Genomic DNA, 24,942 nt, shown 5'->3' with positions numbered 1-24,942 from the left:
GATTTGATTCAACTTTGGCGATAAATACCTAGTTTCAGGATAGACGATAACTTAGAGTAGATTAGTTTTTGTCCAATTTGATAAAGTCCATTGCTGATCAATCAGCTGCCTATCAGGCATTATCCCTGACAGTGTTTCTCATTTATCCTGCCCAGTTTTCCTCAAACCAGCGTTCTAAAAAGCTAATACACAGCTTAATTTTGGGAGGGGTCAGTCGTCTAGCCGGATACATGGCATAAAGGGTTAAGCGTGGTCTTTCTACGTTACTAAGTAACTCCACAACCTGCCCTTCGCGAATCGCATTTCCCGCAATAAAGTCAGGTATAAAACCGATACCTAAGCCATCTTTCACGACATCAAGCATAAAGGGCGTGCTGTTCACGCGTAGATTGCCACCGACCTTTACACCCTCACCAAGCGGCCAAATATCCTGCCCTCTGAAATAGCTATAGATAAAACAGTTATGCTCCGACAGCTCTTCAACCGTCGCAATCGGGCCGTGTTCTATTAAGTAGTCTTCAGATGCACACACCTTATAGCTAAATTCCATTAACGGCTTACCAACATAACCGGAATCAAATTGACGGCTTGCAGCTCTAAAGCCAAGGTCGAAACCATTTTCAATCAGATCAACGGGGGCATCATCAAGATGGATATCCAATTCGATGTCAGGGTATTCACGCATAAAGTCGGAAAAAACTTGGCTTAGATGCGAGATACCTAAAGCCATTGGCGCATTAATTTTTAGCTTTCCTCGAGGTAAATCTTGCGCCCCCTGGACAAAGCTTTCAGCGTCATCAATCCGTTCTAAAATCTCATGACAATGACGTAAGTACCCCTCGCCAATAGTAGTTAACTGTAACGATCGTGTAGATCGATGAATTAATCGGGCACCGATTTCTGTCTCTAACCGACTGATCTCTTTACTCACCATCGACTTCGACAAGCCAAGCTCTTCAGCGACTTCAGTAAAGCTCCCCCGCTCAGCTAAGCGAATGAACAGCGACATTGCCCTAAGTTTATCCATAGTAGTTTCCAATATGTGAACAGTACGTTCATATTGTAGATATATATGAAACCTAGCAAGTCATTTATTCTGATTCTGTCTTTTACGATCTGACCTAATCAGGAGAAACCTATGTACACCTTGTATTACCTGCCAAACGCATGCTCACTCGCAACGCTAACTGTTTTGTTAGAGATGGATGAGCCTGTCACCCTGATTAACAAAAATAAGGTTACTGACTTCTCAGCAATAAACCCTGTGGGTAATGTGCCCGTGCTTATAGATGAGGGTAAAACGCTGACAGAAGGTGCAGCCATCATGCTTTACCTCTTGCGCTCTAAAGCCAATCAGCTGTTCCCTCAGGACGAAAAGGATCAGCAAAAAGCGATTCAGGACATTATGTTTGCCAATGCGACAATGCACCCTGCCTACAGCAGACTATTCTTTATCTCTCAAAATATGACCGAAGGGCCTGAGAAGGATAAGGCCTTAAACGCCGCCGCTAACGCCATCAATTCATTATGGGAATCAGTAGAAGCTCAACTAGAAAACTATAGCTACCTCGGTGGAGAATCAGTATCAGCGGCTGATATTATGCTGGCCGTTTATTCACGTTGGGGTGAGTATTTTCCTGTTGAGATCAAACTGGGTTCACGTACCACAGCCATGCTCAACCGCGTTATTGAAAGACCTACATTTAAGCAAGCCCTGCTGATGGAGGCCGAAAATGACAATTAACCCTGCCATAGATGATGACTTCACGATGATTCGTACCATCATCAACAGCTATTTTACCGGTTTGTATCAGGGCAACAGGAGCCAACTGAAAGCGATCTTTCACCCAACGGCCATGCTAAAAAGCCCAGGTAATTTCCGCTCTCTAGAACGCTGGCTTAAAGATGTCGAAACCCGAGCAACACCAGAGTCACTCGGTCAGCCATTTAACTTTAAGATCCTGTCTATTGAGATCATCCACGACCAAGCGATGGTTAAACTGGAATGCCCATTATTCGATTATTTCTATATCGATTTTTTAGGCTTACTAAAAGAACAAGGCCGCTGGTTAATCGTGAACAAGATGTATACAGACATCACCCAAACAACCAACGTAGCTTCCGTATAAAGCACCTGCCACAGAGAATATTCTGACCAGTAACTCATCTGCAAGAGAATCTAAAATGCCATACGTGAATATCAAAATTACCGACGAAGGCGTAACCCAAGCCGAGAAAAAGGCGCTAATCAAAGGCACCACAAAACTGTTACAAGAAGTCCTAAACAAAGACCCTCAATCAACCTTTGTTGTAATCGACGAAGTAAATACCGATAACTGGGGTGTAGGCTACGAGACAGTTACTGAGATAAGGAAGAGGTAATCGGGTTTGTAAGGATCCAACAAATAAAACCGGCATATAGCCGGTTTTATTATCTGATGAGTGCTAAGTTGATCCGATAATGAGCAGAGTTAAAACTTACTCTAGTCTCATTTATAAAAACTACTCGTAATATTCACTAATCATCTGGCGTAAATAATCGATTCGCTGTCTAGTTAATTCAATCTTACAATCATCTTCTAGCATCATTGACCCTGCCCCAGTACCGCCTTGGCCAATTGACTGGCCAAAAGAACTACATTGACGATCACGGTAGTCCAAAAAAGTATTATGAATTCTTACATATTCCTTATCACTAACTGGGTAACTATTCTTAGATAAAGTAAGAAGCCTACTTTGAGTAGATTCAAGAGTCTTATCAACAGATTTAAGTGTATCGCCCATACATGCAACACTGTTCATCATTGGTGGAGGCATATTTTTACAAGCATCATAAGCAACACCTGCATAGATTGGAGTAGATACTAAAAGTAAACTGGCTAGGATAGTTCTTTTCACAATAATTCCTTTTAATTCATAGAATTGACCTACATCCATAGGCATAAACCATAGTGCAATACTATAAAGACTCAATGCAAGTCGACCATTCGATCTTTAAGATCTTAAGGGATCTAATCTTAAGAGATCAGAACGATCTTAAGCTGCCCCCTTGAATTTATGCACAATGCAAGACCTGGCCCTGAGGTTCGTAGGTCGCATAATCTTCTGCTTCGAAGAAAACAGGCTCACGGGAATGGCCCCGCTGTACAAGATGAACCGGAATACCCGGCAAATAGAATCGTGGTTTTCTTGGCATCGCTTCTTCCCTGAACCGATAAAATGATCACAAAACCATATCACACCCAACTAGGTATAAAGCAAACAAGAAAAAGGGCTCTGACCCCTTTAATTCTCTGAGGTCCTTCCTGAAGTCCTTCCCTTGACCGGAAACGGCTAATGGGTGACCCTGAGGTTCTTAAAGTGGATAAACCAACACCCCCCATTTCATCCTCTTTTGAACCGCCACCTAGCAGCAAGAATAGAAAGAGCAATAAGCATTAAAGAAACTAATGATTGTAAGGTTGCTATCAATCTCAAGGCGAAAAAATCACTAATTATAAAAATTTTACCTAGGTACTCAGCTTCTTTTGAATTCCAGCTCGTAAATGGCCGGACAACCTGCTGGATTGAGAATTCGACTGCCTCAACAAATTCAATATCAAAGAAATAGTAATAATTAAATGAAAAAAACGACAAAAAGCATAACAGAATAATCATCGGCCTAGACACACTAGTTCCATATAAAGAACATTTTTCATATATAAAAGATAATGATAAATACTTATCAGCAAAGCCCGATGATAGCCTTAGACTTCGCTGTTCAAGAGCGAAAAAAGAACCTTCATCAACCCTGTTTCTTACATTTTCCATAGACAATCTCAGTACTCTATATTTCTGAAATGCCTCAGATGAACTAGTATCAAGAAAATTACTAAATGGCGGAAAAAAAGTTTCTTGGTGCAATTCACACCCATAAAAACTTGGGGCAGTTGAAAAGGTACACCTTCTAAAATCGGTCTTACCCTTAAACTCTCGATTATCAAAATATGCATCTCCAATAAAAACTGAATCTGACATATTGATTGTCTTTATTACCTGCCTTTCCTCTTGATCTTCATGGTCAGATTTATTTGTATACTGAAAATTTATACTTTCTAAAACCATGCAATATAAAAAGTCTAACCCTCTATCAAATCTACAATTATAAAAATTTGTCGATTTTCTAAATGTTGAATATGTAAAAATAACATCATCAGAAAAAACTGCGTCCGTAAAGTACGATTCACCTATAAATTCACAGTTACTGAAATCAACTGGCGCCTTAAACTGTACGTCAGAAAAATCTATTTCCCCCGGAAAAACAACACCCCGAAAGTCATCTACTTTCCCTTCACCAGTGAACTCCCTATCATCTGTAATGCCAATTACTTCAAAAAAATCATCGTTAAATCTATCAATTTTTTCATCATTCCACATCCCTTTTTCTGTAAGTTCCTTTTGATCATTAATCACAGGGCAATGAAACTGACAAAAATACTTTCCATCTACTAAAATTAATTCTTCTACATCAAATTGGCAGCTTTCTTCTGATTCTATTAACTCTTCATTAGGAAGAAGCTTATGTTTGTAACAACATTTATTCATTTGATGGCCTTTTATATTTAGAACTTCAAGTTTTATCTTTATCACGACAACTCTGTGCTAAGCGCCACACATAGCACCGCACTTATTAAAGAACCTTGCTAAAACCTTTCAAAACCGGTTTGAGAGCAAGGCATTGCTTCAATAACTTCATCAATGTGTTCCAGCTCATAACGAATACCAAGAACTTCGTTATCATGGCCGTAGGATATATATTGCACGAATATCCCCCTGATAGAATCTCCTGGCAGAACTGAGACCTCCTTATTTTGAAACTTATCAAGCCACTCTTGATGAGTGATAGATACATCAATGGCACACCCTTTAAATTTAAATACCCATTTCGAGGTACCAAGGTAATCGGGCTTTTTAACTTTCAGAATTGCGGTACTTCTATCATCCAGAACTTCTCTAGTTAATACATCTTCGACAATAGCGTCAGATATTTCGATAGCATCTGTGACCTTTGAAGCCCCTTCAGGACATTTGAAAGTTACTGAGTCATTTTCCTGTAGGTGTTTTGTAGATTTTTGAATGGAACTAATATTAGTCAACAGTTTCACTCTGTTTGGGGGGGTATAAGCAGGAATCTGGTTTATTTCTGATTCTTCTGCGATTTTAACTAGCTCGCATTCAAGTGCATCTACTTGCTCAGGACTCGTAAGTTTTGGGATTTCTTGGCACCACTTAAGAACAGCGTATTTCGCCTTGACTAGAAAATGTCCTCCAATTCTCTTGAAGTCACTATTTCTTAGATCTTCGTCAGGTAGATCATGGATTAAATTCCTAATTATGGTTTTCAAAGACCCTTTGTCGATATCTTCGAGAACGAGGGTGTTATCTATCTCAAGACCAATGACCTCAGCCAAAGTAGAGTCAAGTGACTGAAAGGAATCTATGAGATCAGCCATTGACCGGAAGACCCTATTCGGACTGCCACCTTTTTCGAAGTCTATAACTATTTCAAAAGTATTTTTATCGTCTTCCATGCCCGATTCTTCGTGTGTAGTAATAATTTTATATACGAGATCATTCTCTCACCCCGCACGAATCTTCCATAAAACTGATTTTTTTAATTCTTACTTCCCAGAGTATCATCTAACCCATTGAAGCATTCACAGTACAAAAAACTACAGTTTCACCCCTATCCCATTATTCTTTGATCTTAATTCCTACACTTCAGTAGATACCAGCCTTCGCAGGTAAGGCATTCCTTCACCCACAAAAAAACCGGCAAAAACCGGTTTTTAAATTTTTTTCTCTAGCGACGCAGTCGCGTCCTCTAGCGGCAGAGCCGCGTCCTAAAAGCGAAGCGTTCTCTAGCTGCGAAGCAGCGTCCTAGCCACTTTAAGCGAAGCGCTCTAGCCACTAACTACTTATGAGCTAGCGCATCCTCAGCCTTACAAAGCCCCACCTTCTCTTTCTCCTCTTCCAGAATCTCTTCTGGGAACTGAGACATAAAGCAGCAGCAGATGCCTTCGCCAATCATAGTGCGTGGGCCGAGTGGATGACCGATATGTTTGTACACACCGTGCGAATGACCATGCTCGTGAGAATGGCCGTGTTCATGGCTATGTGAATGCCCATGAGAGTGCCCGTGCGAGTGATCATGATGATGGTGATGACCATGTGAATGATCGTGGCTATGATCATGACTGTGTCCATGCTCAGCATCTGGGTTGAATTCAGCATGGTGGTGGTGAACATCAACCTCACCTGCAGCCAAACGACGCTGGAAGGATTCCATTAAGGTTTCATCACCTTGTGGAAGATCATCCAGAATTTCACGCACACGGATCTCAAACGCGTCGATCACTTTGTCGTGATCATTTAGGTACGGCGTTTTGATAAATTCGATCGCTTGGTTTTCTTCTGCCACTTTATCCACATAACCGAAGATTCGTTTGATTAAACGGCCTGTGAATAGGAAGTAAGGTGCCACCACGATCTTTTTGAAGCCTAGCTTCATTAAACGCTCAAGACCTACGCCAACTGATGGGTAAGTTACGCCAGAGTAAACCGTATCAGCCCAACCAAAGCCCATGTTCTCGTTAACGATACGGGTTAGTTTTGCCGCTTCGGCATTGGCTTCGGTATCCGAAGTACCACGGCCAACAACCACCAGCATAGTGTCGTAAAGATTCTCTGGTGGGTTTTCTGGGTCTAAACCTAGGGATTCGTAGATACGCGCCTGAAAGGCTTCGATCATTGCTGGGTGAAGGCCTAGCTCTTTACCGTAGTGAACGTTTACGCCTTCATTCTTTTCAGCGTAAGTTGTCAGTACAGAAGGGATATCGTTTTTAGCGTGGGTTGCCGCAAATAGCATACCCGGCACGGCGTAGATATCTTCTACACCTTGCTCAATTAGGGAGTTAAGCCCCATATGAATATTCGGTGCAGAAAACTCTAGGAAACCATACTCTACCGGCATATCAGGGAAGCGTTTTTTTAACCCTTCCGCAACACGACCAAACTCTCTTTCTGCATCTTTGTCACGGCTACCGTGACCACACACCATAATACCTTTTTTAGGCACAGGGCTTTCTCCAATCATTCGTAAAACACATTGTTATTGTACGGACTTTTTAATCAAATATGAGCCCGTTTATAGATCATTCCAGTGTAAGTAATAACTCACTTATAACCCGTTTTAATTTCTGACACTGGTCTGCATTTTGAGTATCGACTAACCCACTGCGCAGCAAACAGTTTTTGCTATCACTCTGTGCTTTATCGCCTGATAAATCACAGTTGAATTCTTCATCCAGAACAAGGCGGATTAGTATGCCCTGCTCGGCTAAAAATTGGTAAATTTGCTTGGCTTTTTCAGCGTCCAATTTAGCGGTTAAAAACAGGTCGTCAGACGATAAAAGCTCTGCATCTAATTTCCCAAACCCTAATTTTCCAAGCTCTAATTTTCTAAACAAAGGCTGCCAAAGCTCTAGCGTTGCTTGCGCATTTTGTCTAATTTTCTGCCTAGCCTCAGCCTGCCATTTGACATCGTTTAGCGCAGCGATAGCTACAGCTTGGGCTGGACCATTCACCGCCCAAGGGCCTAGTTCCGTTTGTAACTTTTGCAGTATCTGTTGATTAGCAAAGGCAAAACCCAAACGAATACCCGCTAAACCAAAGAACTTACCGAATGACCTCAGCACTAGGATATTACCTAGCTGCTCAAACCGATCATAATCACTTAAAACACTCTGTTCAGGGCTTAGATCAATAAAGGCTTCATCCACAATAAGATAAGCACCCTGCTGCATCTGCTCTGCCCAGCGATAGATCTGCTCTGGGCTGAATCTAATCCCTGTAGGATTGTTCGGATTGATCAGTAACAGGTGCATTGCAGAACCTGAATTTAGCTGCTGTTGGATACGTTGCTCAGAGGCAATCTGATCAGTTGCAGGATAATAATTCAGCTCTCGCTTCTGCTGTTGCCAGCTATAGCGATGTTCTTGGTAACCACAATCCGGTAGCAGGATCGGTAACTCTTGCGACACTGACGGTAGCACTGATGGCAATAACTCAATGATCTGCTGCGTGCCATTAGCCGCTACACCTTCAGCGCCATAGTAGCTTTTCACCGCAGCTTTAAATTCAGCTGATTGATAAGGTAACTGCTGAAAGCAATGTTCGCTTACCTGAGGTACAGGGTAAGGTACTGGGTTGATCCCTGTGGATAGATCTAACCACTCCTCGACCGGAATACCGTATTGCGCAGATGCCGAGATCAAATCGCCACCGTGAATCAGATCACTCAAGAGCTCACCCCTGAAGTAATCGCCACCGCTAATGCCAGTGTTACATAAAGGCCAATGCCCCACAGCATCAGTACGCGGTTCACCAAACCACAGGCATCCTCGATACTCTTTGCTGAAGGTTGATCACCTTCTACAGGGCCCAGTGGTGGACGCTGCTGAACCTCACCGTGATAGATCGCAGCACCACCTAGTGAGACATTAATTGCACCAGCCCCTGCAGCCATCACAGGGCCAGCATTTGGACTCTTCCACGTTGGTGCTTGCTGCTTCCAGCTATCCAGTGCGATCTTGGTTTCACCTACTAGTGCATAACTTAGGGCAGTAAGACGTGCAGGGATAAAATTCAACAGATCATCGATACGCGCCGCACACCAACCAAAATGCAGGAAACGTTCGTTTTTATAACCCCACATGGCATCCAATGTATTACTCAAGCGATAGAGCACCACCCCAGGGATACCTAAAAGGCAGAACCAGAAGATTGCCGCAAAAATCGCATCGGCACCGTTCTCTAATACCGATTCAGTTGCTGCAGAGGCTACGGCTTTTTCATCTAGTTCTGAGGTATCACGGCTAACAATCATCCCTACAGCGCTCCGTGCGCTATCCAGATCTCCTTGATTAAGCGGTTTAGCAATGGCTAAAGCATGACTGAGTAAGCTCTGCCAACCGATCGCTAAGTACAGCACTACCCCGCCCACTACCGCAGAAAAAACCGCCGAACCTGACAACAACAGATCAATAATCAACGCGATGCAAGATAACGGTATAACAGCCAATAACCACGCAATAATACCGGCACGCTTCTGTCTGTTTGTGGCCGCAGTCCCCTGATTTAATCTCTTCTCTATCGCTATGGCTAAATTGCCAAAGCCCACCAGCGGATGGAATCGCTTAGGCTCTTTGAGGAAGTAATCTAAGAGCAGCGCGATTAGTAAACTTAAAGCGATGCTCATGCAGGTTCCCCTGCCTTTTCATCTAAGCCATCTGCTTGTAATTCAAGCAGGCCGAGTAACTTGTCTATTGGCATAACCGCTTCGACTTCATCCGCCAAACGGTTGATCTGCGCTTCGCGAAAGGCTGGGTAATCAAAGCTATTCTGCTGATCCAAACCAGCCCAATCTAGCCACGCTTGTAGTAGTTCGGGTTGATCAAATACGCCGTGTAGATAAGTGCCAAGCACCTGATCACTTGGATCACGTACACCGTCGGTGTGGATAACACCCTCAACATTCAACTCAAATAACGGGTTATCTAAGGCTTCGCCGCTACTAATACCGGCATGGATCTCATAACCTGTCACAGGGGTATCGGTACCGCAAAGCACGCCCTTCACATTACGCAGCATTTTATTGCCAGTTAGCGTGGTTTCCATCGGCAGAATACCCAAGGCTTCGCTTGAACCGGCGGTGGATTCGATCTGCTCTGGGTCGTGAATCCACTCCCCTAGCATTTGATAACCACCACAAATACCGATCAGCTTGCCGCCAAAACGCAGGTGACGCTGAATCACTTTGTCCCAGCCATTCTCTTTTAACCAGTTAAGGTCGCCACGGACATTCTTACTGCCCGGAAGAACGATAAGGTCTGCTCCGGTAAACTGTTGTGGATCACGGATAAACTCGCAATCTACCTGCGGGTGCATTCGAAGCACATCAAAGTCGGTATGGTTACTGGCGCGAGGATAGATCGGTACAACCACTTTAAGTTGCTGCTCACCGTTGCTCTTTTGCTGCTGATTAACCGCGTCTTCCGCTTCGATATGCAGATTCATCACATAAGGAATCACGCACAAAACAGGTACGCCGGTTTGCGCTTCCAACCAATCCAAACCGGATTGCAGCAGGCTGACATCACCGCGGAAACGGTTAATCACAAAGCCTTTAACGCGGGCTTTTTCGGAATCAGACAGTAGTTCATAAGTACCCAACAGATGGGCAAACACACCACCACGATCGATATCTGCAACAATAATCACCGGGCAATCAACTGCCTCGGCAAAACCCATATTAGCGATATCGTGCTCACGCAGATTGATCTCGGCCGGACTACCCGCCCCTTCAACAATCACAGCACTGTATTTCTGTTGTAGCTGGGAGTGGCTTTTCACCACTTCGGTTAGCAGTTTCGGCTTAAACGCGTGGTACTCAGTCGCCTTCATATTACCGATGGCTTTACCGTTCAGAATCACCTGCGCACCAATATCACTGTTCGGTTTTAAAAGTACAGGATTCATCTCTACTGAGGCTGGTAGATAGCAGGCTTCAGCCTGTACCGCCTGAGCACGGCCGATCTCACCACCCTCAGCGGTTACCGCACTGTTAAGCGCCATATTCTGAGGTTTGAATGGCGCAACAGAGACTTTATGGCGAGCAAGAATACGGCATAGCGCAGTAACGACGATGCTTTTGCCAGCGTCAGACGTGGTGCCTTGAACCATTAGGGTGTGCGGATTTTTAAAGGTGCTCATTTCAGATCCTATGCTCCGCACGTAAAAGGCAGCTAACATCAGCCGAAACCTGCTTGGAACAGCTAAAAGATAAGCCCAAGAATGTTCTGTTATTTAAGTTCGTCATTAAATCAAAGCACATAATTAAAATATCGAGGCGGGACGCCTCTCCTACATCGCGGACTCTTGCTTTTCATCTAGTTCAAGCAACAAGTCTTGCAGCTTCTCCGAATACTCCCCCGGCTCTTGCCATAAGCCACGCTGAGTTGCTTCTAGCAAGCGTTCTGCCATCTCTTCTAGGGCATGGGGGTTATGCTGCTCTAGGAACTCGCGGTTCTGTTGATCGAACACCAGTGCATCACTGACCTTTTCGTACTGATAATCGGCGATCAGGTTAGTGGTGGCGTCGTAAGCAAACAGATAATCAACGCTGGCGGTCATCTCGAACGCACCTTTATAACCGTGTTCCTGCATGGCATTGATCCATTTTGGATTCAAAAGGCGGGAGCGGATTACACGGTTCAGCTCTTCTTTTAGGGTGCGAATCTTTGGCTTTTGCGGGTTAGAGTGGTCGCTGTGATACACCTGTGGTGCTTCACCGCGATAGACTTCAACCGCGTTGCTCATACCGCCTTGGAACTGGTAGTAATCATCTGAATCGAGCAGATCGTGTTCGCGGTTATCTTGGTTCTGTACCACAGCTTCCAGTTGCGATAGCTGATGCTGGAACGCTTGCGGTGCAGCCACGCCATCGCCTTTTTGGTTACCGTAGGCATAGCCGCCCCAGTTTAAGTAGGCCTCTGCCAGATCGCTTTTTTGTTCCCAACAGCGCTCATCGATCAAGCCCTGCAAGCCAGCTCCATATGCACCCGGTTTACTGCCGAAAACACGGTAGCTCGCCTGACGTTGCGCGTCTTCAGATGACATACCTTGCTCTAACAACTCTTGCTCACGCTTGTGAATATTCTGCGCGATGGTGTTGCTATCACCCGGTTCTTCCAACGCGGCTATGGCTTGCACAGCAGAATCATAAAGCTTCATCACGTTAGGGAAAGCATCACGGAAAAAACCCGATACGCGTAGGGTGACATCGACACGTGGTCGACCTAATAGCTGCGAGCTGAGTACCTCAAAATCGACAACACGATTAGAGCCCGGTGCCCAGATAGGTCGAACACCCATCAAGGCAAAGGCCTGTGCGATATCATCACCGCCAGTACGCATGGTTGCTGTACCCCAGACCGATAGGCCCAGCGTGCGCGGATAATCACCATGTTCTTGCAGATGTCGCTCGATCAGCGCTTGAGCGGAACGCTCGCCAATCGCCCATGCTGCAGGAGATGGGATAGAACGGTTATCCACCGAGTAGAAATTTCGACCTGTAGGCAGGGTATCTAAACGACCACGAGTCGGTGCGCCACTTGGGCCCGGATTTACAAACTCACCGCCTAAACCAGCAATTAGCGATTCGATCTCTAGCTCAGCACTTTGCAGTAAGGCCTTGTGGATAGTCGCACGAGCATAAGCCAGTTGTTTTGCTGTTCTTGGCAGACCACTTAAACGGTCTAGCGTTGTATCTGCCAAGACATAGTCTGTTACTAACTTAGCCGCGAATAGCTCCAAACGCTCACGGGTATCGGCTTCACTGCGCCAGTCATCTTCGCTAAGTTCAGCGAGTTGTGCTGGTTTTTCACCTACCCAGTTTTTGCTGCCTGCTTCTAGCGGGTCGAAATATTCGCTCTCGACTGTAAGATTCAGATCCTGCACTAAGTTATGCAGAATACCCTGACTATCAGGATCATCGCCCCTTGGCAGACGTAACAATGCCACTAACGTATCTGCTAGTTTTTCGCTTTCAGGCAGTTCGCCAAGACGGTGCAGACCATGACGGATCTGCGCCTCTTTGATATCACAGAGGTAGGCATCCAGTTCGTTTAGAACGGCATCTTCATCATCGGACGTTTGGCCTAGTTCTTCTAATAGATGGGTATTTTTTACCTGTTTTAGGATCTCATCACGCAACCATTGCTGACGCTTATCATCCATCCCCATCGCTTGGTAATACTCATCCACCAGCCCTTCCAGTACGGCCATTTCGCCGTAGGTTTCGGCGCGGGTCATCGGCGGCATAAGATGATCAATAATCACCGCTTGGGTACGACGTTTCGCCTGCGCGCCTTCGCCGGGATCATTGACGATAAATGGATAGAAGTGTGGCATTGGCCCTAACGCAATATCTGGCCAACACTCTTCTGACAGTGCACTGCCCTTACCCGGCAACCACTCTAAGTTACCGTGCTTACCTACATGCACCACGGCATCCACTTGATAGCATTCACGTAACCAGAAATAGAATGCCAGATAGTTATGCGGTGGAATCAAATCAGGATCGTGGTAGTTAGCGACCAGATCGATATTAAAACCACGGGCTGGCTGGATACCGATAAAGGTTTCACCTAAGCGAATACCGGAAAGCATCAAACGACCATCACGGTATTTAATATCCTGCTGCGGCGCGCCCCACTGATCGATCACCGCTTGTTGGCAGGCCTCAGGCAGCTGAGCAAAACAGCGCTGATAATCCTCCAGCGACATACTCTGCCAGCACGGCAGATTGTGTAGCGTATTCGGGTTATTCGTGACTGCACCTAGCAGTTCCTGAATTAAAGCATCGCCATTTTCAGGAATATCCCGCAGTGGATAACCTGATGCTTCCAACGCTCTTAAAATATTCACCGCGGATGCCGGCGTATCTAAACCTACACCATTGCCGATACGGCCATCTTTGGTTGGGTAGTTGGCCAAAATCAGCGCGATGCGCTTTTCAGGATTGGGCTTGTTTGCTAGCTGAGCGAACCTAAGCGCTAACTGCGCCACAAAACCTGCGCGTTCTTGATGGAGTTGATAACGCACCACTGAAACTTGGCTGCGCTCATCAAAGTGATCTTCGGTTTTAAAGCTCAGTGCACGGGTATGCACCCTGCCATCCATCTCTGGCAGAACCACCTGCATGGCGATATCACGGCTACGTAAACCTTGTGAATGCGTTAGCCAATCCTCTTCGGTACTACTGGAAAGAACCAACTGCAGAACAGGCACTTTGCGCACAAATGGCGAGTAAAACTCACTCGGCTGCGAACACAGATCTGGGCTTGCTACTGTATTGGAGGCAAAGCCGGTGCTGTTGATAATCAGGTTGGCACCGCTCTGTTCTAGAAGTGCATTCACTAGCGCTAAAGATTCCGCATCTTTAAGTGAGGCAATCGCGATGGGTAATGGTGCTAAGCCGTTGCTTTCTAGTTGTTTGATCAGTTGATCAAACATGCGGGTATTACCACTTTGCAGATGGCTACGGTAGAACAACAGCAGGGCTACCGGCTTATTCGTATCGCATTGGCGTTGTTGCCACTCTGGTAAGGTTGCCGCCTGCACAGTATTTTTTGACGTGTTACTAGCAGCAGGCAGATAGATCATGCATTTAGGCAGCGGCCTTGGCTCATGCCAGAGACGCTCTTGCTGCAAGTATTGATCGGTTAAGCAGTTCAGCAGTTGCAGACTGTTATCCACACCGCCTTCACGAAGGTAGCGCCAGATCCGCATCGCTTCGCTATCGCTGACCGAACTAGCGCAGAACAGTTCTGGATCGGGGGTATCATCCCCCGGCACGATGATAAGCGTACGGCTACTATCCGCTTGCGCCCATGCTTGCAGGCGTTCGAAGCCATATTGCCAGTAACTCGCACCACCTAAGAGAGACAGAACAACCACTTTAGATTGCTCCAGAACTTTATGCTCATACAGATCACAAGCAGCGGGTTTTAGCAGCTGCATCCAGTTGGCCAGACGTACCGACGGTTGATTACCCACTTCCCCTTCAATCTGCTCGTCCGCAAAAAGACACGCAGCATCGGACAGCGCGGCAAGCGAGCTATCGGCTGCAGAGAGAATGATCATATCGGCCGGTGTCTGGTTTAAGTCGATGATGCCTTCATCGTCGACAAACCCGCCCGGTTGCGCTGCTAATAGGTGCATAAATAATCAGTGACGAGAACGCTTCGCTACTAGAACGCTGCTGCGCAGCTGCTAGTGGTTAGGCTCTCTAAACTCCTAAAGGCTTAAACCAAAGCTTCTTCAAGCGCGGCTTTGATCGTTGCTTCGTCGATGCCTTTGCCGATAAACACTAACTGAGTTTTCGGCTCATCATTACCCCATGGACGATCGAAATACACGTCCAAACGCTTACCTACCGCCTGCATTACCTGACGCATCGGCTTACCCGGAAGTGCGGCAAAACCTTTAGCACGGTAGATATTAAAGTCGCTTAGCAGACCTTTAAGAATACCTTGCAGCTTATCGCTATCCACTTCACCAATAGAGATCACGAAAGAGTCGAAGTGATCGTGAGCATGGTCATGATCATGGCCGTGATCGTGGTGATGATCGTGGTGGTTATGTACTGCTTCGATACGCTCTTCTGTCGCACAATCTAGACCCATCAACATTTCAAGATCCGCTTCACCGTTGCTGATGTAAGAGGTCTTAACTTCAGCAGGCACTTTTGCAGCAATCGTTGCTTCAACTTGGCTGCGCTGATCACCTTCAAGCAGATCGTTTTTACTCACAACTACTAGATCTGCTGCGCTTAGCTGATCATCTAATAGCTCTTTAAGACTTGGATCGTGATCTAAGCTTTCATCTGCTAGACGCTGCGCTTGTACTTTGTCTTCGTCATTTGCAAAACGACCTGCAGCAACCGCAGGGCCATCAATTACAGTAATGACCGCATCGACGGTGCAGTACTCTTTAATGCCCGGCCAGTTGAATGCCTGAACCAGTGGTTTAGGTAACGCAAGACCACTAGTCTCAATCAAGATGTGATCGATATCTTCACGACGCTCAACTAGCTGCTGCATAACTGGTAGAAACTCTTCTTCTACTGTGCAGCAGATACAGCCGTTAGCTAGCTCGTAAAATCCGTTCTGGTCTTCAGCCGTTGCCGCAGACTCATCTTCACAATCAAGCGGACAGCTACGTAGCAAGTCAGAGTCGATATCCAGCTCACCAAACTCATTTACAATCACGGCGATACGCTTGCCTGCCGCTTGCTTCAAAACGCTAGATAGCAGTGTTGTTTTACCGCTACCCAAAAAACCTGTGACTACCGTGGTTGGAATCTTATTAAGTTGCATAACTGTTACTCTGTTGTTTCTTTAGCAAGTTTTGCTTTGTGTTCTTTTTTACGGAAAACGTGAGCCTGATCCTTGTCGTACAGATAAGAATCGGCAAAGTCATCGGTATCCAATACGTGGCCGACCAGAATCAAAGACGTACGGGTGAAGCCCTTTTCACGAACTTTAGCGACAATATCACCCAAAGTTCCGGTCACTTTGTCCTGATCAGGCCAAGAGCTGCGATAGCACACCGCTACCGGGCAATCTTCGCCATAATGCGGGATCAGCTCTTCAACAATCTTATGGATACGGGTGACACCCAGATGGATCGCCAAGGTTGCACCACTCTGAGCAAGCTGAGGCAAACGCTCACGTTCAGGGAACGGCGTCTTGCCTTCGTAACGGGTCATAATGATCGTTTGAGATACGCCGGAGAGTGTTAGCTCTTTCTTCAGGTAAGCTGCAGAAGCAGCCACCGCACTAACACCCGGAATCACTTCGTAATCGATCCCTTCGGCTTCTAAACGGCGGATCTGTTCGCCTATAGCACCGTAGAGTGATGGATCACCACACTGCAGGCGGGCAACATCTTTACCCTCTTTATGCGCTTGAACGATATGATCGGTAATCTGATCCAGATCGATCGTGGCGGTGTCGATGATCTTCTCCGCCTTGCCTTCAACCGCTTCCAGTACTTCACGTGGAATCAGAGAACCGGCATAAAGCACCACCGGGCACTCTTGTAGTACACGATGACCTTTGAGGGTCATTAGCTCAGGATCACCGGGACCTGCGCCGATAAAGTAGACTGTCATAATTAAATCCAATAATAGGAAGTTTTGTCTGTGGGAGCGGCTTTTGCTATGCCCTTGGGTACCAGCCGCGAAATTTCGGCGCAAGATGCGCCTCCCACAAATCTAATTCACCAAACCTAGTTACAACTTCTTTGAGTAACCACGCGGTGTGTATACCCACTCTTTACTACCATTGACGATATGGCGAGATTCGCTGTTACCTACGCTTACCAGAGTGAACATATCCACATCTTTAGCATCCAGCTCACCTAGGGTAATAATGCAGATCGACTCATCTTCACGAGTTAATTGGCGACCCAGTAACACTGGCGTTTCCGCAGGGCGATACTGCAGCAAGATGTCGCGGGCATGATTCAGCTGCCAATCGCGCTTTTTAGATACGGGGTTGTAGAAAGAGATTACAAAATCCCCCGTACCCGCACTGTGAATACGTTTCTCGATCGTTTCCCAAGGGGTTAACAGATCCGAAAGCGAGACCGTACAGAAGTCATGGCCCAACATCGCACCAACACGGCTGGCACCCGCCTGCATTGCCGAGATACCTGGGATCACTTCGATATCTACATCTAGCCATTCAGGATGATCTTCTTTGCCCTGTAGCTGTTGATCCAGCAGCTCAAACACCAATGTCGCCATAGCATAGATACCGATATCGCCGCTGGAGATCAGCGCAGTGGTTTTACCGCTTGCCGCCAGATCTAACGCTAAACGCGCGCGACCGATCTCTTCGCCTAAAGGCAGATCATGGTGCTGTTTGTTATCACAAACATCGCCCAACAGATCTAGATATAGACCGTACGCCACTAGATCGGAGCTTGCTTTGATCGCTTCCAAAGCTTTTGGCGCTACAAGCTGCGCATCACCCGGGCCTGTGCCCACTACAAATAGTTTTGACATTAATTATTCATCTGCCGTTATAGCTTCTCGCAATTGCGCAAGTCGCTTTCTTCGTTTTCTGTTTATTCAAGACCAGCTCAGGCTGCTGCCCAGTCTGCTGCTTGGCACTCAATAGGGCTGCAGATTCAGCTACGCCATAAACACCTACTGTGTTGAACACATACTCAGATCGAGTACTCAGTAATGGCTCCATCTCAGATAACTGGTTTTTATCCCAAGTCTGATAAGGCTTATCGAGGTTTTCAGCCAACTGAATTAAGCCAACCTCGTCTGCTTTGATATCGATGCTGCTAATAGAACTCACCTGATCTAAGCTCAGGCCCGACTGTTCCAAACATTCCATTAGCAACCGTTCTAGTTCATCCACAGGGCAACCACGTTCACAGCCCATGCCAACGCTATAAACTGGATTAAGGTAGCCATTTGCGGTGGTTATCACCGGTTGTGCATTTAACAGCTTAGAAACCTCTAAAGCCCAGTTATTCGCTCCACCTTCGTGACCTGATAACAGCGGAATCACAAACTGTCCTTGCTCATCGATCACGAGTACGGGCGGGTCTTGATATTTATCCTGTAGCACCGGCGCTAAACTGCGCATAACAATGCCAGTGGCACAGATAAAGATCAGTCGCTCACCATTTTTAAAAAAGCCCTGAACTTGCTCCGCAAAAGGTTGCGGTTTAAACACCACGTCCCCTTCAATCAACGATTGCAGGCGCTCAGCGAGACTCTTCCCAGCCTCTGTAAGAGCGATGATCTTGGTTTGACGAGAAGCCATTAGCGGCTATTCCTCTGACTACGAGTAATCACAAACAACGAAAAGTAAGGGCCCGCTTCTGCTTCCAGCTCACTGATATCGTTCACGATACGTTGATTATCACGGCCGATATATTCCAAATACTGAGCATCTTCAGTGCGTCCGCTCTCAGCCAGTAATTTAAGTAAACGAGGTCGAGCCTGTCCCGCTTTCATAATTACCAGAGAATCATTTTGTTTAAGTGCAGCAAGAATCTGTTCATCAGTATGGCGACCACTCACTACGCAAAACATCTCTTTCAGCATGGTCAGCGGGTGAACCAGAGTGGCTGCGGCGGCATTTACCGAGGTAATGCCCGGTACAACTTCGCAGGTAAAGCAATCTTGTAAGCGTTCTAATAGATAACTGAATGAGCCAAAGAACAGTGGATCACCTTCACACAGGAAGATCACATCTAAGCCCTGCTCTAGCTGTTCAGCGATGGCCGCCGCACCTTGATCATAAGCTTCATTCGCTTTGTTGCGATCCGTCGACATCGGCATATAGATAGGAATACCCGATTGCGCTGTTGTCGCAGAATAGATGGCATCGGACGCAATGTTCTTCGCTTGTGATTCACCTTTGTCATTCACTAGATAGCTGATGACATCAGCGCTCTGGATCAGACGCCAAGCTTTCACTGTTAATAACTCAGGATCGCCTGGGCCAACGCCAACACCGATAAATCGGCCTTTCACCAGATTCATACAACATCTCCGGTTTTAACAAACTTAAACAAATTCACCGGTAAATTCGGTCGATACATCAACTGCCCTGCTAAAGTTTCGCCACGGCTAACAGCTACTTGAGTGGTTTCCAATTGGCTATCTTCAGCTAAAGAGCGCTCTTGCCAGAACTGCATCAGTAGCTGTTTGGTATTTTCAGTGACCGCACTGGCTACCAGCACACCACCCAAGGGCAGTAACGCCCAGACTTGGGCTAGCAACTGAGGCAATTCACCATCGCTACCACCAATAAATACTTTGTTTGGCGAAGTTAGCCCTTCCAATGCTTCAGGCGCGCGCCCTTCAACAATTTTAAGATTGCTTACCACGCCAAAACGCTGGCGATTCGCTTCTAAGCAACTTAGCCGATCTGGGTGATGCTCGATCGCATTCACGGTCGCTAGCGGCTGCCAATAAGCAAGCTCAACCGCTACGCCACCACAACCCGCACCTATATCCCAAACCTGATCATCACGGCTTAACTGCATCAACGAGAGAATCGTAAGTCTGACCTCGCGTTTACTGATCATCCCTTTACCCGGTTTATCTGTATCAGTAATAAAGTGCTGATCAGGAATACCCGGAAACTCAGGTAGGTAACCTTGGTTTGAACCCGGTTCGATAAGTGTCAGATGCAGTGGATCAAACTCATGATCTGCTTCCAGTAACTTTGATGCGGAGAAACTACGAATACGTTCTTCTGGATAACCTAAGGTTTCCAAAACGGTTAGCTGCGCTTGTGGAAAACCTGACTCAACACAATGTTGAGCAAGCACCTGAGGATAACTTTTACTGTCTGTCAGGATCAGCAACGGCTGGTTCTGGCATAAGCGGGTTTTCAGCTTTTCAACTGGACGACCGTGCAGACTTAATACTTCTAGATCCTGCAGGGCCAGACCCAAACGGTGGCAGGCCATCTGCAAGCTCGAAACGGCTGGATAAAATCTCAAATCCGACTGAGAGAAATGACGGCTAAACCAACGACCGATGCCATAAAACAGTGGGTCACCTGAGGCTAGAATCATTACTGATTTGTCTTCAGCAACTGTACCCTCAACCAATGATTTCAGTTCAGCTAGTTTTGGCAGTTCCGCAGTAGCTTTATCTGATGGCAACAGCGATTTGATGGTCGCCAACTGACGCTCAGAACCTATCACCAGATCAACCTGCGCTAAAGCCTTCTTAGCGTCAGAAGAGAGTTCAGCAAGATGAGAAACACCCAAACCAACTACGTGGATCATTAGTAAAACTCCCCACGATTACAGCGCAGTAGCGCATTACAGCTCGCGGCTGATACTGCACTACCGCCCTGACGACCGAGCAGCGTTATACACTCAATACCCAGTTGTTCGTGAACATCCCACAATGCTTGTTTGGACTCAGCGGCACCGACAAAACCCACCGGCATACCGATAATCAACGCCGGTTTATCTGCGTCCTGTTCGATCATTTCTAACAAACGAAACAATGCAGTAGGTGCATTGCCAATCACCACGACACTACCGGCCAAAGAATCACGCCATAGTTCTACCGCTGCCATAGAACGAGTTTCACCCGTTTGTTTTGCCAGTTCTGCAGTACGTGGGTCATTCAGATAACAGCTAGGTAAACGCTGAATCATACGTTTAGTGATTCCCTGACGTACCATCTCCACATCACAGAGAATTTCGCACTCCTTAGACAACGCAGCCATACCTGTTTCACAAGCATTTTTACTGAAACGCACCTGTTCCGCTAACTCCGGCATACCTAAGCTGTGCACAATACGCATCACAACCTGCTGTTGCTCACGGTCGAAATGGCTTAGCTTAGTTAGCTCGCGAATCTGTCGAAAGCTATCTTTCTCTATCGCCTGTGGATTAATTTCGTACTCAAACGCCACGCTGTTTCTTACCTACTATCATCTAAACTCGTTAACTAGTGTTCTAACGGCTTCTACACAACCGTCTATCTCTCGAAATATCCGATCTGCTTCAGGAAGTTCTGGGCGCTCTAACATAAACACATCTACGCCCAGCTCTCTGGCAGCACTCAACTTGGCTTCTGTTGCTGCGCCGCCACTATTTTTACTGATCAGCAGATCAATCTGATGATGCGCTAACAGTGCCTTTTCATCCTGATGATTAAACGGCCCAATCGCTTTTAACCATTGCATGCTTTCCGGTAATTCAGCTTGCGCAGGTGCAGCTGTGCGGAACACCTGATTCTGACCATTACGTTGTGCATAAACGCCAAACTGATCGATCACGGCTTGGGATAACTGCCCCGCCGTCAAAAGCACCGACTTATAGCTTTCTGCTGCCGCAACCAGTGATTGCATATCAGCAAAGCTACGCCACTTATCACCCTGCTGCGCTTGCCATGCTTCGCGGTGAAAACGCCAGCAGGGGATGCCAAGCTGTTTAGCAGCTTTCACCGCAGTAGTGCTCATCGTTTCCGCAAAAGGATGGGTCACATCTAGAAGAAGACCGATCTGCTCCTCTTTTAGATAAGTCCCCAATCCACCGTATTGGCTAAAACCACCCGAGATCACTTCGCAAGGTAGCTGCGGAATTCTCACCAAGCCAGCTACGCTATAGATCACGCGGTTATCACGTAACAGTCCTTGCTGATCTAGGCCTTTAACCACTTTGCGTGCATCTGAGGTGCCCCCGAGAAGCAGGATATTCACTGCTGTTCTCCATTCAGATCGCCAGCTTTACCTTGAGCATGCCCCACAAAGTTGCCTTTTCGATCCGTGGCCCACACTTCGATCTCTACTTGAGGTTGAGTTTTATGTACAACCTCTTCTGCAACCAGCAACGCCTGTGTACAAACCGCTTGCGCCAGATCGATCTCGGCTTCCTGACACAGTTTCAGTACTTCCATACTGGTATTTGCGTTGTGGATCTTCTCCAACAACGGTGCATTAGCACCCAGCTTCTCAGCCAACATCGACATATGTTGAAAATCGATGCTGGAGCTGCGGCTATTCAGATCCATATGACCGTTCGCCAGTTTGGTCATCTTGCCAAAGCCGCCACAAATACTGAGCTTCTCTACAGGCTCTTTACGTAGATGCTTAAGTAAAGCGCCAACAAAGTCGCCCATCTCAATCAGGGCCATATCATCCAAGTTGTAGTGCGCTTTGATCGCAGCTTCACTGGTACCGCCCGTCGTTGCTGCCAAGTGCTTAGTTCCATTCGCTTTGGCAACATCCACCCCTTGGCGAATCGATGCAATATAAGCAGCACAAGAATATGGGCGGACAATGCCGGTTGTCCCTAAAATAGATAAACCACCGATAATCCCTAGGCGTGGATTCATGGTCTTAAGCGCAATCTGTTCTCCCTTTTCCACGCCCACAGCAACCTCAAAACCACCTTCGTAGCCATAAACATCAGCGGCTTTTTGTAGATGCTCGGTCATCATTTTCCGTGGCACTGGGTTGATCGCAGGCTCACCTACTTCGAGTACTAAACCTTCACGCGTCACTGTGCCCACGCCTTCTGCGGGTTTAAATACCACACCCGGCTCTTTAGTCAGTCGTAGTTCGACAAACACAGTGGCACCATGGGTAACATCAGGATCATCACCGGCATCTTTAATCGTTGCGGTACGAATACCCTGCTCATCTTTTAGCGGTTGATAAGCGATGATCTCCAGCTCTACCAACTGCCCGCGAGGCAACAAGACCTCAACGTTTTCTGGCTGTTTACCTGCCAACAAGGCCTGTGAAGCAGCCACACAACACGCAGTCGCACAGCAACCGGTGGTTAAACCGCTGCGCAACTCAGGCTGTTGATTTTCGCTACTCTCAGGCCACATATACTTTCTACCTTCCAGAACCTTCCAAATTACCGCTAAAAATTGCAGCGATCGCTTCTGGGTTCGACGCAAAAAACAGGTGTAGATAACTCGCCGTTAATCCTTTCTCTCGGTAGATCGCTTCGCCCGGTGCTGGGTGACGCTGGCGACGACCATGTCCTACCGGTTCCGGAGTATCAGAACTACGAGAACGATGATGAGCATGCGCTTGAACCTCACCTTCAGGTAGCATCGCTGTTTGCATGCCTTGGCAGCCGCGTTTGCCACGCATAGCACCATGGCCTTTCAGAATTCCGGCCATTGGACGGCGGTTATCTTCTAGATCGGTAAGATCTTCAAGGCAGTAGAGGAAGCCGCCGCACTCAGCCAGAATCGGTTTACCTGCTGAGTGGAACTCACGGATCTGCGCCTGCATAGTTTGGTTATCCGATAGCGCTTGTGCATGCAGTTCTGGGTATCCACCCGGTAACCATAAGCTATCAGCTTCGGGTAGTTGCGTATCATGTAAAGGCGAGAAGAACTGAAGCTCTGCTCCCATCTGTTCTAGTAAACGCAAATTAGCATCGTAGATAAAACTGAACGCTTCATCCCTAGCAATCGCTATACGCTTACCTTCAAGTAACGGCTCGACCTGAGGCAACTCTGCACTAAAAAACTCTACTGGTTCAGGCAAGTTAGTAATATGATTAATGGTTTCTAGCGGGCCTTTGATCCACTCGGCACCCAAACCAAAACGTTGCTCTAACTCGTCATAAACTTCTGCGGCCTGCACTAAACCTAAATGGCGTTCCGGTAAGGCAACCTCTGGATCACGCGCCAATGTAGCTAGCAGAGGTAAAGTTTCAGGGAGTGCATCACGAATCAGTTGAGCATGGCGCTCAGTACCACAGTTATTGGCGATTAAACCGGCAACCGAAATATCAGAACGATAGTTAGCTAAGCCCATCGCAATTGCCGCAGCGGTTTGCGCCATGCCTTTAACATTCATAACGATGGCAACAGGGATATTAAAACGCGCGGCCAAGTCTGCACTGGAAGGTTCGCCATCAAACATGCCCATAGCGCCTTCAACCAAAATCAGATCGGCTGTTTTTGCTGCTTCATAGAGCTTTTGCTGGCAGTAGTTTTCGCCGGCCATCCACAGATCGAGTTGTTCTACATCCTGACCACTCGCCTGCGCTAAGATCTGCGGATCAAGATAATCAGGGCCGGTTTTAAAGACACGAACCACTTTGCCCTGATCACGGAAATAACGTGCCAGTGCCGCTGTGATCGTGGTTTTACCTTCACCCGAACTCGGTGCTGTTAGAAACAGCGCTGGGCAAAGTACAGATTGCTGTTCAGCCATTAGAATTCGATCCCAGCCTGAGCTTTAACACCAAGACGGAATGCATGACGTTCATCACGAATACTGCTGATCGTATCAGCAATCTCTTCTAAACCTTCTGGCATAACACGACCGGTAATCATGACGTTCTGATTCTTCGGACGATTCTGTAAAGCTTCGATAACCGGCTCTAGCGGCAGATATTTGTATTTGAACATATAGCTCAGCTCATCAAATACCAGCATTTCATAGCTGTCATCTTTAAGGTATTGCTCAGCTAGCGCCCAAGCTTTCTTCGCCGCTTCTATATCCTGAGTTTTATCCTGCGTTTCCCAGGTAAAACCATGGCCCATAACATTCCAGTCGATCAGCTCATGATCACGGAACAGCTTATATTCGCCGGTCTCAGTACGACCTTTCACAAACTGGATAACCGCCGCTTTTTTACCATGACCAACACAACGTGCCATAGTGCCAAACGCAGAGCTACTCTTACCTTTACCGTTACCTTTTAACAGGATAAGGACACCGCGCTCTTCAGTGGCTTGGGCGATACGCTTATCGATCACCTCTTTCTTTTTCGCCATGCGTTCCTGATGCGTTTTCATATCGG

The 24,942-nt window shown here is 46.8% G+C and carries 24 protein-coding genes; 3 read left to right on the top strand and 21 right to left on the bottom strand.

Going from position 1 to position 24,942, the window contains the following annotated elements; genetic code table 11:
- Positions 1–142: 142 nt before the first annotated feature.
- Positions 143–1,027, bottom strand: coding sequence for a LysR family transcriptional regulator (locus ACMXYN_RS05335; protein WP_415893824.1), 885 nt, complete (start codon positions 1,025–1,027; stop codon positions 143–145).
- 111 nt (positions 1,028–1,138) lie between these two features.
- On the opposite strand from ACMXYN_RS05335, the gene ACMXYN_RS05330 reads away from it, so the two are divergent.
- Genes ACMXYN_RS05330 through ACMXYN_RS05320 form a run of 3 tightly spaced genes read left to right on the top strand, consistent with a single transcriptional unit; the run spans position 1,139 to position 2,382 of the window.
- Positions 1,139–1,744: a glutathione S-transferase family protein gene (locus ACMXYN_RS05330; RefSeq protein WP_415893823.1), complete on the top strand. Its 606-nt coding sequence runs from the start codon at positions 1,139–1,141 to the stop codon at positions 1,742–1,744.
- The gene (locus ACMXYN_RS05325; protein WP_415893822.1) at positions 1,734–2,129 is read left to right on the top strand and encodes a nuclear transport factor 2 family protein; all 396 of its coding nucleotides are present in this window, start codon (positions 1,734–1,736) and stop codon (positions 2,127–2,129) included. The genes ACMXYN_RS05330 and ACMXYN_RS05325 overlap by 11 nt, the downstream gene beginning before the upstream one ends.
- Positions 2,130–2,184: 55 nt before the next feature.
- Positions 2,185–2,382 (top strand): tautomerase family protein, encoded by a 198-nt coding sequence (locus ACMXYN_RS05320; protein ID WP_415893821.1) that lies wholly within the window; start codon positions 2,185–2,187, stop codon positions 2,380–2,382.
- 120 nt (positions 2,383–2,502) lie between these two features.
- Here the strand turns inward: ACMXYN_RS05320 and ACMXYN_RS05315 are convergent, their stop codons facing one another.
- The 20 genes from ACMXYN_RS05315 to cobO form a co-directional block, all read right to left on the bottom strand.
- Positions 2,503–2,937, bottom strand: coding sequence for a lysozyme inhibitor LprI family protein (locus tag ACMXYN_RS05315; protein WP_415893820.1), 435 nt, complete (start codon positions 2,935–2,937; stop codon positions 2,503–2,505).
- Between the two features lie 118 nt (positions 2,938–3,055).
- Positions 3,056–3,196: a hypothetical protein gene (locus tag ACMXYN_RS05310; RefSeq protein ID WP_415893819.1), complete on the bottom strand. Its 141-nt coding sequence runs from the start codon at positions 3,194–3,196 to the stop codon at positions 3,056–3,058.
- Between the two features lie 188 nt (positions 3,197–3,384).
- Positions 3,385–4,629 (bottom strand): pentapeptide repeat-containing protein, encoded by a 1,245-nt coding sequence (locus tag ACMXYN_RS05305; RefSeq protein ID WP_415893818.1) that lies wholly within the window; start codon positions 4,627–4,629, stop codon positions 3,385–3,387.
- Between the two features lie 53 nt (positions 4,630–4,682).
- Positions 4,683–5,570 carry a hypothetical protein gene (locus ACMXYN_RS05300; RefSeq protein WP_415893817.1) on the bottom strand — a complete coding sequence of 296 codons (888 nt, stop codon included), beginning with the start codon at positions 5,568–5,570 and terminating at the stop codon, positions 4,683–4,685.
- Positions 5,571–5,953: 383 nt separating this feature from the next.
- Complete coding sequence (locus ACMXYN_RS05295) at positions 5,954–7,135, bottom strand: sirohydrochlorin chelatase (protein WP_415893816.1); 1,182 nt, start codon at positions 7,133–7,135, stop codon at positions 5,954–5,956.
- Positions 7,136–7,193: 58 nt separating this feature from the next.
- Entirely contained in the window at positions 7,194–8,342 is a 1,149-nt protein-coding gene (locus ACMXYN_RS05290) for a threonine-phosphate decarboxylase (protein ID WP_415893815.1), read from the bottom strand.
- The gene (gene cbiB / locus ACMXYN_RS05285) at positions 8,339–9,298 is read right to left on the bottom strand and encodes an adenosylcobinamide-phosphate synthase CbiB (RefSeq protein ID WP_415893814.1); all 960 of its coding nucleotides are present in this window, start codon (positions 9,296–9,298) and stop codon (positions 8,339–8,341) included. Before cbiB ends, ACMXYN_RS05290 begins: the two co-directional genes overlap by 4 nt.
- On the bottom strand, positions 9,295–10,812 hold the full coding sequence (locus ACMXYN_RS05280; RefSeq protein WP_415893813.1) for a cobyric acid synthase: 1,518 nt from the start codon (positions 10,810–10,812) through the stop codon (positions 9,295–9,297). Before ACMXYN_RS05280 ends, cbiB begins: the two co-directional genes overlap by 4 nt.
- Before the next feature lie 150 nt (positions 10,813–10,962).
- A complete protein-coding gene (cobN, locus tag ACMXYN_RS05275; protein ID WP_415893812.1) occupies positions 10,963–14,823 on the bottom strand; it encodes a cobaltochelatase subunit CobN in 3,861 nt (1,286 codons plus the stop codon).
- A gap of 83 nt (positions 14,824–14,906) precedes the next feature.
- Positions 14,907–15,980 carry a cobalamin biosynthesis protein CobW gene (gene cobW / locus ACMXYN_RS05270; RefSeq protein WP_415893811.1) on the bottom strand — a complete coding sequence of 358 codons (1,074 nt, stop codon included), beginning with the start codon at positions 15,978–15,980 and terminating at the stop codon, positions 14,907–14,909.
- A gap of 5 nt (positions 15,981–15,985) precedes the next feature.
- Positions 15,986–16,777 (bottom strand): precorrin-4 C(11)-methyltransferase, encoded by a 792-nt coding sequence (cobM, locus tag ACMXYN_RS05265; RefSeq protein WP_415893810.1) that lies wholly within the window; start codon positions 16,775–16,777, stop codon positions 15,986–15,988.
- Positions 16,778–16,897: 120 nt separating this feature from the next.
- Complete coding sequence (gene cobJ / locus ACMXYN_RS05260) at positions 16,898–17,674, bottom strand: precorrin-3B C(17)-methyltransferase (protein ID WP_415893809.1); 777 nt, start codon at positions 17,672–17,674, stop codon at positions 16,898–16,900.
- Between the two features lie 7 nt (positions 17,675–17,681).
- The gene (locus ACMXYN_RS05255; RefSeq protein WP_415893808.1) at positions 17,682–18,452 is read right to left on the bottom strand and encodes a cobalt-precorrin 5A hydrolase; all 771 of its coding nucleotides are present in this window, start codon (positions 18,450–18,452) and stop codon (positions 17,682–17,684) included.
- Entirely contained in the window at positions 18,452–19,177 is a 726-nt protein-coding gene (gene cobI / locus ACMXYN_RS05250; RefSeq protein WP_415893807.1) for a precorrin-2 C(20)-methyltransferase, read from the bottom strand. The genes ACMXYN_RS05255 and cobI overlap by 1 nt, the downstream gene beginning before the upstream one ends.
- The gene (cbiE, locus tag ACMXYN_RS05245) at positions 19,174–20,436 is read right to left on the bottom strand and encodes a precorrin-6y C5,15-methyltransferase (decarboxylating) subunit CbiE (RefSeq protein WP_415893806.1); all 1,263 of its coding nucleotides are present in this window, start codon (positions 20,434–20,436) and stop codon (positions 19,174–19,176) included. The genes cobI and cbiE overlap by 4 nt, the downstream gene beginning before the upstream one ends.
- The gene (locus tag ACMXYN_RS05240) at positions 20,436–21,077 is read right to left on the bottom strand and encodes a precorrin-8X methylmutase (protein ID WP_415893805.1); all 642 of its coding nucleotides are present in this window, start codon (positions 21,075–21,077) and stop codon (positions 20,436–20,438) included. Before ACMXYN_RS05240 ends, cbiE begins: the two co-directional genes overlap by 1 nt.
- Before the next feature lie 18 nt (positions 21,078–21,095).
- A complete protein-coding gene (locus ACMXYN_RS05235; protein ID WP_415893804.1) occupies positions 21,096–21,866 on the bottom strand; it encodes a precorrin-6A/cobalt-precorrin-6A reductase in 771 nt (256 codons plus the stop codon).
- Positions 21,863–23,002, bottom strand: a complete 1,140-nt coding sequence (locus ACMXYN_RS05230; protein WP_415893803.1) for a cobalt-precorrin-5B (C(1))-methyltransferase — start codon at positions 23,000–23,002, stop codon at positions 21,863–21,865. The genes ACMXYN_RS05235 and ACMXYN_RS05230 overlap by 4 nt, the downstream gene beginning before the upstream one ends.
- A gap of 7 nt (positions 23,003–23,009) precedes the next feature.
- Positions 23,010–24,350: a cobyrinate a,c-diamide synthase gene (locus tag ACMXYN_RS05225; RefSeq protein ID WP_415893802.1), complete on the bottom strand. Its 1,341-nt coding sequence runs from the start codon at positions 24,348–24,350 to the stop codon at positions 23,010–23,012.
- The gene (gene cobO, locus ACMXYN_RS05220) at positions 24,350–24,937 is read right to left on the bottom strand and encodes a cob(I)yrinic acid a,c-diamide adenosyltransferase (protein WP_415883867.1); all 588 of its coding nucleotides are present in this window, start codon (positions 24,935–24,937) and stop codon (positions 24,350–24,352) included. The genes ACMXYN_RS05225 and cobO overlap by 1 nt, the downstream gene beginning before the upstream one ends.
- Positions 24,938–24,942 lie beyond the last annotated feature (5 nt).

Origin of the sequence: Neptuniibacter sp. PT8_73, from assembly GCF_047778045.1 — a bacterium.
Lineage (GTDB): Bacteria > Pseudomonadota > Gammaproteobacteria > Pseudomonadales > Balneatricaceae > Neptuniibacter.
This window is presented reverse-complemented; position numbering and strand designations above follow the sequence as displayed.

Excerpts from the sequence above, each read along its gene's own strand:
- ACMXYN_RS05335 (WP_415893824.1), bottom strand. The coding sequence starts at position 1,027 with ATGGATAAACTTAGGGCAATGTCGCTGTTCATTCGCTTAGCTGAGCGG.
- ACMXYN_RS05330 (WP_415893823.1), top strand. The coding sequence starts at position 1,139 with ATGTACACCTTGTATTACCTGCCAAACGCATGCTCACTCGCAACGCTA.
- ACMXYN_RS05325 (WP_415893822.1), top strand. The coding sequence starts at position 1,734 with ATGACAATTAACCCTGCCATAGATGATGACTTCACGATGATTCGTACC.
- ACMXYN_RS05320 (WP_415893821.1), top strand. The coding sequence starts at position 2,185 with ATGCCATACGTGAATATCAAAATTACCGACGAAGGCGTAACCCAAGCC.
- ACMXYN_RS05315 (WP_415893820.1), bottom strand. The coding sequence starts at position 2,937 with ATGGATGTAGGTCAATTCTATGAATTAAAAGGAATTATTGTGAAAAGA.
- ACMXYN_RS05310 (WP_415893819.1), bottom strand. The coding sequence starts at position 3,196 with ATGCCAAGAAAACCACGATTCTATTTGCCGGGTATTCCGGTTCATCTT.
- ACMXYN_RS05300 (WP_415893817.1), bottom strand. The coding sequence starts at position 5,570 with ATGGAAGACGATAAAAATACTTTTGAAATAGTTATAGACTTCGAAAAA.
- ACMXYN_RS05295 (WP_415893816.1), bottom strand. The coding sequence starts at position 7,135 with ATGATTGGAGAAAGCCCTGTGCCTAAAAAAGGTATTATGGTGTGTGGT.
- cbiB (WP_415893814.1), bottom strand. The coding sequence starts at position 9,298 with ATGAGCATCGCTTTAAGTTTACTAATCGCGCTGCTCTTAGATTACTTC.
- ACMXYN_RS05280 (WP_415893813.1), bottom strand. The coding sequence starts at position 10,812 with ATGAGCACCTTTAAAAATCCGCACACCCTAATGGTTCAAGGCACCACG.
- cobN (WP_415893812.1), bottom strand. The coding sequence starts at position 14,823 with ATGCACCTATTAGCAGCGCAACCGGGCGGGTTTGTCGACGATGAAGGC.
- cobW (WP_415893811.1), bottom strand. The coding sequence starts at position 15,980 with ATGCAACTTAATAAGATTCCAACCACGGTAGTCACAGGTTTTTTGGGT.
- cobM (WP_415893810.1), bottom strand. The coding sequence starts at position 16,777 with ATGACAGTCTACTTTATCGGCGCAGGTCCCGGTGATCCTGAGCTAATG.
- cobJ (WP_415893809.1), bottom strand. The coding sequence starts at position 17,674 with ATGTCAAAACTATTTGTAGTGGGCACAGGCCCGGGTGATGCGCAGCTT.
- ACMXYN_RS05255 (WP_415893808.1), bottom strand. The coding sequence starts at position 18,452 with ATGGCTTCTCGTCAAACCAAGATCATCGCTCTTACAGAGGCTGGGAAG.
- cobI (WP_415893807.1), bottom strand. The coding sequence starts at position 19,177 with ATGAATCTGGTGAAAGGCCGATTTATCGGTGTTGGCGTTGGCCCAGGC.
- cbiE (WP_415893806.1), bottom strand. The coding sequence starts at position 20,436 with ATGATCCACGTAGTTGGTTTGGGTGTTTCTCATCTTGCTGAACTCTCT.
- ACMXYN_RS05230 (WP_415893803.1), bottom strand. The coding sequence starts at position 23,002 with ATGTGGCCTGAGAGTAGCGAAAATCAACAGCCTGAGTTGCGCAGCGGT.
- ACMXYN_RS05225 (WP_415893802.1), bottom strand. The coding sequence starts at position 24,350 with ATGGCTGAACAGCAATCTGTACTTTGCCCAGCGCTGTTTCTAACAGCA.
- cobO (WP_415883867.1), bottom strand. The coding sequence starts at position 24,937 with ATGAAAACGCATCAGGAACGCATGGCGAAAAAGAAAGAGGTGATCGAT.